At 39.5% G+C, this 12172-nt stretch carries 13 protein-coding genes; 12 read left to right on the forward strand and 1 reads right to left on the reverse strand.

All coding sequences use genetic code 11. From position 1 onward, the window contains the following. Positions 1-32 precede the first annotated feature (32 nt). The 10 genes from B8955_RS07155 to B8955_RS06555 all read left to right on the forward strand — a co-directional run bounded on the left by B8955_RS07155 (position 33) and on the right by B8955_RS06555 (position 8708). Positions 33-1733, forward strand: a complete 1701-nt coding sequence (locus tag B8955_RS07155) for an SdrD B-like domain-containing protein (protein ID WP_407639105.1) — start codon at positions 33-35, stop codon at positions 1731-1733. Positions 1734-1773: 40 nt separating this feature from the next. Next, the gene (locus B8955_RS06855) at positions 1774-2073 is read left to right on the forward strand and encodes a MucBP domain-containing protein (protein ID WP_234983545.1); all 300 of its coding nucleotides are present in this window, start codon (positions 1774-1776) and stop codon (positions 2071-2073) included. Positions 2074-2226: 153 nt separating this feature from the next. Further along, positions 2227-2832 carry a hypothetical protein gene (locus B8955_RS07025; RefSeq protein WP_234983544.1) on the forward strand — a complete coding sequence of 202 codons (606 nt, stop codon included), beginning with the start codon at positions 2227-2229 and terminating at the stop codon, positions 2830-2832. Between the two features lie 213 nt (positions 2833-3045). Next, on the forward strand, positions 3046-3306 hold the full coding sequence (locus B8955_RS06525; RefSeq protein ID WP_084099432.1) for a DUF1294 domain-containing protein: 261 nt from the start codon (positions 3046-3048) through the stop codon (positions 3304-3306). Between the two features lie 110 nt (positions 3307-3416). Then, positions 3417-3791: a CidA/LrgA family protein gene (locus B8955_RS06530; RefSeq protein ID WP_084099433.1), complete on the forward strand. Its 375-nt coding sequence runs from the start codon at positions 3417-3419 to the stop codon at positions 3789-3791. 1 nt (position 3792) lies between these two features. Continuing rightward, the gene (locus B8955_RS06535; protein ID WP_084099434.1) at positions 3793-4503 is read left to right on the forward strand and encodes an LrgB family protein; all 711 of its coding nucleotides are present in this window, start codon (positions 3793-3795) and stop codon (positions 4501-4503) included. Between the two features lie 91 nt (positions 4504-4594). After that, a complete protein-coding gene (locus tag B8955_RS06540; protein ID WP_159444451.1) occupies positions 4595-5167 on the forward strand; it encodes a HutD/Ves family protein in 573 nt (190 codons plus the stop codon). Further along, a complete protein-coding gene (locus B8955_RS06545) occupies positions 5167-5700 on the forward strand; it encodes a hypothetical protein (protein WP_084099436.1) in 534 nt (177 codons plus the stop codon). The genes B8955_RS06540 and B8955_RS06545 overlap by 1 nt, the downstream gene beginning before the upstream one ends. After that, entirely contained in the window at positions 5697-6368 is a 672-nt protein-coding gene (gene nth, locus B8955_RS06550) for an endonuclease III (RefSeq protein WP_084099437.1), read from the forward strand. The genes B8955_RS06545 and nth overlap by 4 nt, the downstream gene beginning before the upstream one ends. Before the next feature lie 153 nt (positions 6369-6521). Then, positions 6522-8708 (forward strand): PTS sugar transporter subunit IIABC, encoded by a 2187-nt coding sequence (locus B8955_RS06555; protein WP_084099438.1) that lies wholly within the window; start codon positions 6522-6524, stop codon positions 8706-8708. 554 nt (positions 8709-9262) lie between these two features. Here the strand turns inward: B8955_RS06555 and B8955_RS06560 are convergent. Then, complete coding sequence (locus B8955_RS06560) at positions 9263-10219, reverse strand: glutathione S-transferase family protein (protein WP_084099439.1); 957 nt, start codon at positions 10217-10219, stop codon at positions 9263-9265. Positions 10220-10402: 183 nt separating this feature from the next. Between B8955_RS06560 and B8955_RS06565 the strand changes: the two genes are divergently transcribed. Together B8955_RS06565 and B8955_RS06570 are read left to right on the forward strand one after the other, a co-directional pair. After that, on the forward strand, positions 10403-11089 hold the full coding sequence (locus B8955_RS06565; RefSeq protein WP_159444452.1) for a CPBP family intramembrane glutamic endopeptidase: 687 nt from the start codon (positions 10403-10405) through the stop codon (positions 11087-11089). Between the two features lie 295 nt (positions 11090-11384). Continuing rightward, the coding region (locus B8955_RS06570; protein WP_143238425.1) for a LysM peptidoglycan-binding domain-containing protein at positions 11385-12172 on the forward strand (788 nt) is incomplete at its 3' end.

Below are 12172 nucleotides of genomic sequence, written 5' to 3' on the forward strand. Positions count from 1 at the left end.
TTGACTCTGCAGCACATACTGAAGCTATTGACGTGACACCAACAGAAGCAATTGAGGAGCAGCCAGAAGTTGTCTCCAACGACCAACCCGCTGAAGGATCAGTTGTTGCTGATGAAAATCACAATGAACAACCAGCAGTAGATCAACCTGTTGAAGCACCAACAACTGAAAATGAAGAGCCAGCAGACCAACCGGCTCTTGATCCAGAATTTTCTGCAGTTGACCGTACTGAAGAAAAATCAGAAGATACGCCATCAGGTACTGAAACATCAACACCTGAAGAGGTTGCAGATTCTAATACTGAAACAGAAAATCATGATTCAGTAAGTGATCTTTCTACGGACCATTCAGTTGAAGACAGTGAAACTGTAGAAACTAACAATCAAGAAGTTCCAACTGAGAGCGTACGACGTGCTGCTGCTAATCGGGTAGTTCCTCGATCAGTCGCTAGTCGAGCAGCGACTAATGTTTCACCATATATTACGGGAAGAGACTTGAGCAATGAATCAACGATTAATATTACAAAATTTAATGTCCCTGACCAATTAGAGAAAGATGATACAGTTGAGATGTCTTTTGAAGCTCTAATTCCTAAAGGGGCACAAGAAGGGGATTATATTGTTGTTCATTATTCAGATACATTAACAGTCGATCAAATTAATCCAGATGGTCAAACTGGAAATGGAGCACCTATCATTAAAGATGGTCAAATCCTTGCTAGAATTATTGATGATCGTCCAAATCGAATGATTTATTATGTACTAGGGGATTATATTCGAAACCATCCTAATGCTTCTAATGTTTATATTAGACAAAATTACTCTCATGCTTTAAATTTCCAAATAATGCCAAATAATGGGGAATATACATTTAGTTATAAAATTGGTAATGAAACGGTTTCTGATACTGGAAATGTCGAATTTAGTCCAGTGACGACTAGAGGAACCGCTTCAGGAGTATCCGCTATTCAAGAAATTAGTGATTCTGAATATCGTCATATTATGATTGTAAATCCAAATAAAGAAACATTAAATCGTTCTTATGTAAGATATGATCAAGCAGATATTGATGGTATGACTGCTAGCAATGGGTTAAATAATGTTATCAAAATTAGCCCAGAAACGACTAATATTCGACTATTCAAGATTCCTAATGGTGCTCCAGTTCCATTAAATACCGGAGCAGTTAATCTTGATGAATTAGAAGAAATTGATGGCGATATGATTGGAACCAATGGACGTCCAATTGTTAGATGGGATAGCAATCAACAAGCGATTGTTCAATTAAGTGCTCTTCCAGACACACAAGCAACTTATGTTGTTGTTCAAGAAGGGCCTAAACCTTCAGAAACAGGCGATTATATTCTTGGAGGTGTCTTTAGAAACAACGGTAGTAATGATGAAGCTATCGGATTATTTAATGCAACTGGTAATGTAACCGGATCAGCAACTGGTGATGCAGAACAAGGAAACTATACAATTGGTAATTATGTTTGGTTTGATGAGGATAGAGATGGTATCCAAGATTCCCAATCAAAAGGTGTAGCCAATACCGTAGTTATTTTAAGAAATAGTAATAGTCAAGAAATAGCGCGAACGGTTACTGATAGTAATGGGAATTATCAGTTTACTAATTTATCCAATGGACAATATTATGTAGAGTTTGTTCCACCTGAAGGGTATTTAGTAACGACAACTAACTCAAGTGAAGATAGAGAGTTAGACTCAAGATGAAGAAGGAAATGTTCTCCGTATTGATGCGGAAGATAACGGAATTAATAATCAAGAAGGAACGTCAGATGAAACATATCGTACAGCTCAACGTCCACGCGATGGTTATCATTTAGTTGAAGTTCGTCCGGAAACTGACGGTGTGGTATTCAATACTGATGGCTCACAAGCGCAAGGTAATTTTGTTGCTGGTCAACAACAAGAAGTTACATATATTTATGAACGTGTTGAAAGAACTGTCGAAGAACCCGGATCATTCATTGAAAACCACATCTATCAAACAGTCGATGCCGACGGCAATGTGGTATCTACGGATAAAGAACTACGTGGACAAAATGAATAAGACGGCACACCAGATGAACAATACACGACTCAAGAACGCCCAGAAGAGGGTTATGAATTAGTCGAAGTATCAACAACTGAAGAAAACCCAGCAACGTACAACGAAGATGGTAGTGAAGCGCAAGGAAACTTCATCTCAGGTGTTCGCCAAGAAGTGACATATGTTTACCAACGGACAGAAGAAACGCCGGACAAACCAGGTGAAGAAACACCGGATAAACCAGGCGAAGAAACACCGGATAAACCAGGCGAAGAAACACTGGACAAACCAGGTGAAGAAACACCAGACAAACCAGGTGAAGAAACACCAGACGAACCAGGTGAAGAAAACCCAGATGAACCGGGTGAAGAAACACCAGACGAACCAGGTGAAGAAAACCCAGATGAACCGGGTGAAGAAACACCAGATAAACCGGGTGAAGAAACACCAGACAAACCGGGTGAAGAAACACCAGACAAACCAGGTGAAGAAACGCCAGGCGAACCAGGTGAAGAAACACCGGATAAACCAGGCGAAGAAACACCGGACAAACCAGGTGAAGAAACACCAGACAAACCGGGTGAAGAAACACCAGATAAACCAGGTGAAGAAACACCAGACAAACCGAGCGAAGAAGCCCCACAACGTGCACAATCAGCTCAAGCTGAAAAAGCATCTGCTCTTCCAAGTACAGGAACAGCTGTTGCAGGAGCTGTTGTCGGTGTCGCTGCCGTACTTGCCGGTGGTTTGATGAACTTTGGAAAACGTCGTAAAAAATAATCTTTATCTAAAAAAGATAATAGGTTGAAATTAAACGAGATACCCACTCGTTGGAAGGAGCTGCTCAGGCAGCTCCTTTTTATTTATAAAAAATGATATCGATTACAATTTAAAAGGTATCACGCAAATATGAAAAGTCATGCTATACTATTTGAGGATTGTTAATCGGTGCACATGAGGCACGAGCGAATGCAATAAGTTAAAGGAGGGAATATGTTACTAGCGGGTTATTATTTGATACTCAATGTTGTGGCTTACGGCTTATTTTTTATTGATAAGCAGAAAGCGATTCATCACCAATACCGTATCCCTAATCGCGTACTGATTGGGATTATTTTGTTAGGTGGTGTGGTTGGAGCAGGTTTGGCGATGAAACAATTTCATCATAAAACTCAGCAGCCAGCGTATAAAGTCGCGTTAGCAGCGGCTACAGTCATCCATGGTGGAAATTTAGTCACGTGGTTCAATCAATAGCTACAGAAAGTATTGGTTATTTTAGAAAAGGTAACCAATAGTTTATGAAAGCTGTTTCATAACTTTTGGATTTATGGTAAACTAATAGAAAATATTTGGAGAGGTGTTGTATGAAGATAATCAGTCAATTATTTTGGATATTGTTATGTTCTGCTATTGGAGAGGTGTTGTCAGTTCTTATTGCACCAATCTTCCCAATTCCAGGTAGTGTTTTAGGAATGATGTTAATGTTCTGTGCCCTTCATTTCAATATTTTGCCACTTGAGAAAGTCTATGATGTGGCGTCATGGATTACTGCAAACATGGCGTTATTTTTTGTGCCTGCCGGAGTAGCGGTAATGGAACAATTTGGCGTGTTAAAAGACGTTTGGTGGCAATTAATTTTGATCATTGTGGTGACAACGATTGGTATGATGACCTTCGTTGGCCGTTTTGTTCAATTCCTAATGAAGAAATTTAGTAAACGTAAAGGGGAGGAGGTATAAGATGTACGAAGAAATTATTGAATCACCCGTACTATGGATTGTTGTTACAGTAGGGTTGTATCTATTTGCTGCGCAATTGAAAAAACGCTGGCCTCGTAACCCATTATTTGTTCCGCTATTATTTGCCATTGTTGGTGTGATTATTATTCTAATGGTGTTAGATATTCCGTTAGCGACGTATTCTACGGGTGGCGATTTCCTACGCTTCTTTATTACCCCAGCGACGGTTTGTTTAGGGGTTAAATTAGAGAAAAACTTCGATTACTTAGCACGCAATTATAAGGCCATTTTAATTGGAATTTTCTCAGGTGTGATTTTCCATACGACGTTAATTTATATTTTCTCATTGATTTTTGGTTTTGGTCCAGAAATGATTGGAACCTTGATTCCAAAAACCAGCACGACTGCCATTGCCCTAGGTGTTTCTGAATCACTAGGTGGTATTGTTCCGATGACAGTGGCATTGGTTATCTTTACTGGTATTTTAGGTGCAGTTCTTGGTGAACATGTTTTCCGTATTTTTGGTATCAATGATCCGGTTGCGCAAGGGATTGCGATGGGAACGTCTTCTCATGCGATGGGAACGACGGTCGCGATTCAACAGGGTGATGTGCAAGGGGCAATGTCTGGTCTAGCTGAAGTGATGACTGGAGTAACGATTGTTGCGATTGCACCATTGACATTAATGCTAACTGAAATGTTAGTCGGTTAGTCGAATATTATTAATATGACACGAGTGTTGCTTAGGTAACACTCGTTTTTTGTAGTACACTATTAGTAATTAAATGATTGGAGGGATTCTGATGTTATCCGTATTGCGAATGAATGATTATCAGACGAATGAATGGAGTGGGGGAGAAACCACACAACTCTATATTTATCCTGAGATAGCCAACTTAGCTGATCGTGATTTTACTGTACGTATTTCGAGTGCGACGGTGAATTTAGAGGAGTCTGAGTTTAGCGATTTTTCTGGCTATCAACGGTTTTTACAAGTATTAGAAGGCAATATTGATTTAGAACATGAAGGGATTGCGAGTAAACATTTACCACAATTTGACTATGATTATTTCTCTGGTGATATCCCGACGACTTCTAAAGGGCGGTGTCGTGACTTTAATGTGATTTATACGCCAGATGTCCAAGTCACCAATTGCTTATTATCTGACGGCGAAGCGATGGATTTAAAAGCAACTGCAACGTATTTCTTTATGAATCCTCAACCATCAGCAGTGACAGTTGAAGTGGGGACTGAGCGGATAACATTAGGTCATTTAGAAAGTATTATTGTTGCTGATGAAGCAGCGACTCTACATGTTAGCGATGGGGAACCATTAGTTGGTGTCACGATGAGAATGCCTAAGGAGAGAGCGTAGTGTTACCTGAACCACAAAAACTCACGCTTTTTCCTCATGAGGATGAGAAAAAATGGGTGGCTGAAATTACAGGTGATGATCCCACGTTTAAGTTGAAGCGGACGTTTCTACCTGAGATTGCGTCTAATACGTATGATATTTATGATGGGTATTACCAAATTCACGGCATTCATCCAGGAATTACGCCATTTACGAAGGAATATTGTGTGGTTGAGCAAGGACATATGCAACGGCATTTAACATTCCCACAAGTTCTCAGACAAGTTGAAGCGATTAAAGCGAAAGAACCAGAACGAGTTGAGCGGATTAAAGCGCAATTGATTCAGCAATTCGATGACATTGATGCGGCGGTTGATCATGAATTGGTGCATGAAGATCTCTTATTTCAAAAAGAGCAGTTAGATATGATGGATGATTTTGATCAACTGGCTCAAGCCTATCAACAATTACTTCGTCAGAAAAAAACGATGATTCAACGTTATCGTGACCAAGTGGCGACTTTACCAGATGATTATCAAGGAGATATAGGATGACAGACGATTTACTTTCAGCAAAAGAAACAGAAAATCTTGTTCGAGCGATGATTCATTTATATCCGCAATCAGACTCCGATTTGCACTATCGTAATCACTTTGAATTAGTATGTGCGGTTATGTTAAGCGCCCAGACAACGGATATCGCAGTTAATAAAGTGACTCCAGCCTTATTTGCGGCTTTTCCAACGCCTGAAGCGATGATGGCGGCTGATATAACAGAAATTGAAGATAAGATTAAGACGATTGGATTATACCGTAATAAAGCCAAATTCTTACGAGGAGCGGCCACAAAACTCGTCGAAGACTACCATAGTGAGGTGCCGCATACGCAAACCGAATTGATGACCTTACCAGGTGTTGGCCGTAAGACGGCGAATGTCGTGTTAAGTGTGGGCTTTGATCAACCCACCTTTCCTGTCGATACCCATATTTCGCGAGTGACGCAAAAATTTAATATGGTACCAGAAGGGGCAACGCCTAATCAAATTGAAAAAATAATGAAAGAGAAGTTACCGAAAGAATTATGGAGTCAAGCCCATTTATCGGTTTTACATTTTGGACGGTATCAATGCATCGCAAGAAAACATAATCATGAAGGATGCATCCATCGTTTGGAAGTCGCTAAACAAGAATTAGGACTAAATAACGACGAAAATCAAAAGTAAGCGAATACAAAGTATAATAAATTCTTAACCGACCTATTCCCTCGGGGGCCAGTTTTTGGTATAATGATAATGTTTTTCCGAAATAGAATGTCTGAGTCTATTTCGATAACTATATTAAATTGGCCAAAGCGGTCAGCATAGGAGGTTTGGTTTATGGCAAAAGCTAAAACAAAAGCAGAAATCCGGAAAGAAGCTGGGAAGAACCCCGTTTTCGGATATCTACAAAAATTAGGTCAACAGTTTATGTTGCCTATCTCAATTTTACCGGTAGCAGGGATTTTACTTGGAGTGGGATCATCCTTCACGAATCCAGCTGTTATCGAAATGTATAACTTGCAAGGTATCTTAAATGATGGGACATTTTTATATGGTGTTTTATCTATTTTAGCAGATGCCGGAGACATTATTTTCTCACATTTAGGCTTACTATTTGGTATTTCAGTTGCCTTTGGTATGGCTAAAAGTGAACAAGGGACAGCGGCATTATCTGCAATTATTGGTTATTTCGTTATGTACGCAACCCTAACAAGTACGATTAACAACTTCCGTGATGTGGAAGCGTTAAGTGAGATTCAAGGATTAATTACCCCATACTTAGGGTTTGATCAAACGATGAACTTAGGGGTATTAGGTGGTATCTTACTAGGTATTATTGTGTCTATTTTACACAATAAATATTATCAAATTGACTTACCTGAAGCCTTATCATTCTTTGGTGGGACTCACTTTATTCCAATCGTTTCTTCATTAGCAGCGATTGTAATGGGTATCGTGATGGCATTTGTATGGCCATTAATTTCTGCAGCCTTTTCTTCACTAGGTGGATTAATCGCTGGTATGGGAATTTTTGGTATTTTCTTATATGCTTACATTTATCGTGCGTTAATTCCATTAGGATTACACCACGTTTTCTATCTTCCATTCTGGCAAACAGCCATTGGGGGAACAGCAGTTGTTAATGGTGAAACAGTTGTTGGGGCACAAAATATTGTGTTTGCTCAATTAGCTGCTGGTGTGCCAATTGATGCGCATGCCGCTGCTCACTTTGCTTACATGTTCCCGGTTATGTTATTTGGGATTCCCGCTGCTTGTACAGCGTTATATCGTAAAGCGCATCCTGAACGTAAAGATGATGCTAAAGGGTTCTATATTTCTTCTGGATTAACAAGTTTTATGACAGGGATTACAGAACCGATTGAATTTGCGTTCGTCTTTGCTTCTCCAGGATTATACTACGGTTTACACTGTGTCATGTATGGTATTTCAGCCATATTAGTTTACTTATTCGGTGCTGGAGTTGGCCTAACCTTCTCTGGTGGTGTTATTGACTTTATTCTTTATGGTATTCTACCAGGTAACCCAATTACTAGCTGGATTCCAGTCTTATTACTTGGTTTAGTTTACGCCGTATTATATTATCTACTATTTACATGGGGCGTTGACAAATTTGACTGGAAAGTTCCAGGACGCGAAGAAGCCGTTGACGAAGAAGCTGTTTTCTCAGACGCATCATATGATGACTTAACAGAAAAAGAACAACGTGCTTACCGTATTGTTTCTGGATTAGGTGGTACGGATAACTTAGACACATTATCTAACTGTGCAACTCGTTTACGTGTCACTGTAAAAGATGGCGAATTAGTGGATGAAGCGTTATTGAAATCAACGGGTTCAGCTGCGACGGTTGTAAATGGTTCAAATGTTCAAGTGGTTTATGGACCAAGTGTTGGGAATGTTAAAACGTCAGTTGACGGTTTAATTAATGAAGGTAAAGCTCCTAAACACGGTCTAGATAAATCAGAAGCTGCTGAGATTCAAGCAGATGAAGCAGAAACGACAACAGATGCGCAAAATAGTGATGATGTGAGTGATGATTCACAATTAGTTGAAATTTATGCACCAGCTCGTGGACAAGTGATTCCATTATCTGCGGTTAATGATGCCGTATTTAGTGAAGGTTTAATGGGTGAAGGTTTTGCTGTTCATCCTGAAGGGCATGAAGTCGTTTCACCTTTAGCTGGTGAAGTGATGATGGTTATGGATTCTAAACATGCGCTTGGTATTCGCACAGAAGAAGGTTTAGAAATCTTAGTTCATATGGGAATTGATACCGTTGAATTAAATGGTGAAGGTTTCGATGTGAAAGTTAGCCAAGGCGATAAAATTGCTGTTGGTGACCCAATTGCTGATATGGATATTGACTTCATTCAGAAAAAAGGAAAAGCAACAGATATTGTCGTTGTTGTAACCAACACTGGTGACGTCGTTGATAAAGTAATGATCGAAGGCGGCCAAGATGCTAACTTAGGTGACAAGATTGGAGACATCGCAGTGAAATAACAGGGTGTGAGCATTTGCGGTCAGCTCCTTGATTTTGGAAGAAAATAACGGATTTCGTTCTTTGAAATTCCGTATTTTCTGAAAAATCCATAGGAGCTGCAAATGTGAACCCAACTAAACAGGGTGTGAGAAAAAGCGGTTAGCCATGGAGCGTTGGACCAAAACCAGAGATTTCTGTTAAGAAATTGGAGGATTTTGGGAAACGCACGCCATGGCTGCTTTTTCGAACCCGACTAGAAAAGGATGCGATAAAGCATGTTTAACCACGGTCGTTGGACCTAAAAGCGACGCCTCTCTGCAAGAGAGAAGGAGCTCTTTAGGGAAACGCTGCCGTGGTTGTGCTTTAGAGCTCGACTACACAGGGTGTGAAGAAACGCGCTCTGATTCGAACAACTAGAAGGAAAATCACAAGTTTCGCTTTTTGAAACGCGTGATTTTTCTGAAGAGGCTTCGAATCAGCGTTTCTGAACCCAACTAGGTGTGAGCATTTGCGCCTTAACTCATATATTACCAAATAAAAAAGCGCCAGCTGATTCAGCTGGCGCTTTTAGTGTCTATAGGCTAAAGTCTAAGTCAGGACCGACTGGGACAATGCCATTAGGATTAATGGTTTTATGGCTATAGTAATAATGTTGTTGAATATGATCGAAGTTCACGGTTTCTTTAATCCCAGGAATGTGATAGATTCGGCGGGTATATTCCCAAAGATTTGGATAGTCGACTAATTGGCGAATGTTACATTTGAAATGACCAAAATACACTTTGTCAAAGCGAACTAAAGTGGTAAATAGGCGAATATCAGCTTCAGTGAATTGGTCATTAACGAGATAATTGTGATGTTCAAGATGCGTTTCTAATTTATCTAAAGCATCGAAGACATGGTGGACTTCTTTTTCATAAACCGATTGTTCGGTAGCGAACCCAGTTTTATACACACCGTTATTAATATTGGGATAGACGAAATCATTCATTTTATCGATTTCTGAGCGCAACTCTTCTGGATAGTAGTCGCCTTCTTTAGCACCTAAATCGTCAAATGCACGAGTTAGCATGCGAATAATATCGGATGACTCGTTATTCACAATGGTGTCTTGTTTCAAATCATATAAAACAGGGACAGTGACACGGCCTGAATAATTTGAATCAACATGGGTGTAGATTTCATACATATAGTCCGCATTAATAACAGGATCCTTAATGACACCTGGGTAATCATGGAACGTCCAACCATGTTCCAACATATGAGGGTGGACGATTGAAATCGAAATCATATCTTCTAGTCCCTTTAAGGTTCGCATCATTAGTACGCGACTCGCCCAAGGACAGGCGTAGGAAATATAGAGATGGTAGCGACCAGGTTCTGCTTTAAAGCCTCCGTCTCCAGTGGGACCAGGTTGGCCATCTTTCGTAATCCAATGTCTGAACTGTGACTCTTGGCGGACAAAATGGCCACCTGTACTTTCGGTGTCGTACCATTGATCGTGCCATTCCCCATTAACTAGTAATCCCATAAATAATCTCCTTTCAAAAAGTAAGTGATAAATGCAAGCTAAATATAGCAGGTTTCAAAGGAGAGAACAACTAAATACCCCTAGCTGATAAATACGATAACCGTTATAATGAGAGAAAAGTATGTATAATGTTAGTAATTATAGATTAAATGACATTTGAAATAAGTGAAAGGAATGGATAATATGTTTAAGCCGCACGGTCTTTTGGCACGAACGCTAGGAGTTGTTAAATTATTAGGCTGGCTCATTTTATATATGGTAGCGATAACGATTGTACAAGTATACTTATTGCATCCTAATGGTGATCATCCATTAGTGTTATTAGGTTTCTTATTATTGTTAATTGGTGTGACGGCATTTTTTTATTGGCGATTCAAAAAATCATATCCGACGCAGGCGCAACGGTTACGTCTGTCTGATATTATTAGTGATATCGGTATTTTTATCGCATTACTAGTTGTCAAAGGGATTTTCGGTATGTTGATCGAATGGTTATATAGTGAAAATACGACGGCAAATGATGCCGCAATACAAATGTTATTAGGAGAAGAACCTCATTTAGCGGTTATTGCGGTTTTCTTATTTATGACGGCAGTCACAGCACCATTTGTTGAAGAAGTTATTTTTAGAGGCTATTTAACGACTTACTTATTTCCTAAACAATCACTTATTTTGCCGATGATTCTGTCAGGAGCGGTTTTTTCCTTTATGCATCTATCCGGAAATATTGTCTCTTTCTTCCTATATATGACAATGGGTATGATGTTATATCTCGCGTATTATCGTAAACATAATATTCATGATGCTATCTTTGTTCATCTGTTAAATAATCTGCCGGCAGCGATTTTTATGGTGATGCAGTTACTGTAACTGAGATAATGTTACAGAAATGTTACAAAATGTTAGTTTATTTTGCAAAGTTTAAAGAAAAGTTTAAGAAAGTCTATAAACTCTCTTAGGATTAGAAAAGGTTGATATATTAACATCTCTACGCTCGTCTGATAAGCAGGCGAGCGTTTTTTATTAAAAAAATCAGTAAAAAAGTAAAGGAAAACTGATAATTGTTGTAAGAAAAAGTAAAGTTTTTGTAATCTATCTGTTACCACAAGGGGTAAATATTTTGAGTATAATGTGGGAGTAAATTATTCAGGGGGTAAATATAATTATGAATAAATCGATTAAGACAATGATTGGTGCGTCATTCGCAACCACAGCTGCCGTAGTTGCATTTGCACCTCAAGTATCAGCAGAAGAAACGTACACTATTGAGTCAGGCGATACATTATTTTCTTTATCTCGCGAATTTGATACGACAATTGATGAGTTAATTCAATTAAATCATATTGAAGATGCTAACTTAATTATCGCTGGCGAACATTTAACATTACCAGGCGCTAAAACAGTTGAAAATAACGCTGAAGATGGTGTGTATACTGTTGTTTCTGGTGATACATTAAATAAAATTGCTGCACAATTTAATACAACAGCTCAACATATCCGTGATTTAAATGGTATCACAGGTGATTTGATTTTAGTTGGTCAACAATTAAAAGTTGCTGGTGAAGTTGAACAAGCAACCGTAACTGAAGAAACTGTTGGACAACAAGTTGAAACACCTGTCGTAGCTGAAGAAGCAGCACCAGTAGTTGAAGAAACAGTAGAAGCACCTGTTCAACAAGCACCTGTTTCTCAAGAGCCAGTTGTTCAAGAAGTTCAACCACAAGTTGATCAACAAGCAGCTGTTCAAGCACAAGTAGAAGCAGCACAAGCCGAAGCTGAAGCACGTGCAGCTGAAGCGGCTCAACAACAAGCAGCTGTTCAAGCACAAGTAGAAGCAGCACAAGCCGAAGCAGCCGCTCAAGCAGAAGCAGAACAACAAGCCGAAGCTGAAGCAGCAGCTCAAGCGGAAGCAGAACAACAAGCCCAAGCCGAAGCTGAAGCAGCCGCCCAAGC

The sequence above is a fragment of the Aerococcus suis genome (assembly GCF_900176325.1).
Taxonomy (GTDB): Bacteria; Bacillota; Bacilli; order Lactobacillales; family Aerococcaceae; genus Aerococcus; species Aerococcus suis.

Bases quoted from the DNA above. Each gene is read 5' to 3' on its own strand.
- B8955_RS06525 (WP_084099432.1), top strand. From the start codon at position 3,046: ATGTTACTAGCGGGTTATTATTTGATACTCAATGTTGTGGCTTACGGC.
- B8955_RS06530 (WP_084099433.1), top strand. From the start codon at position 3,417: ATGAAGATAATCAGTCAATTATTTTGGATATTGTTATGTTCTGCTATT.
- B8955_RS06535 (WP_084099434.1), top strand. From the start codon at position 3,793: ATGTACGAAGAAATTATTGAATCACCCGTACTATGGATTGTTGTTACA.
- B8955_RS06540 (WP_159444451.1), top strand. From the start codon at position 4,595: ATGTTATCCGTATTGCGAATGAATGATTATCAGACGAATGAATGGAGT.
- nth (WP_084099437.1), top strand. From the start codon at position 5,697: ATGACAGACGATTTACTTTCAGCAAAAGAAACAGAAAATCTTGTTCGA.
- B8955_RS06555 (WP_084099438.1), top strand. From the start codon at position 6,522: ATGGCAAAAGCTAAAACAAAAGCAGAAATCCGGAAAGAAGCTGGGAAG.
- B8955_RS06560 (WP_084099439.1), bottom strand. From the start codon at position 10,219: ATGGGATTACTAGTTAATGGGGAATGGCACGATCAATGGTACGACACC.
- B8955_RS06565 (WP_159444452.1), top strand. From the start codon at position 10,403: ATGTTTAAGCCGCACGGTCTTTTGGCACGAACGCTAGGAGTTGTTAAA.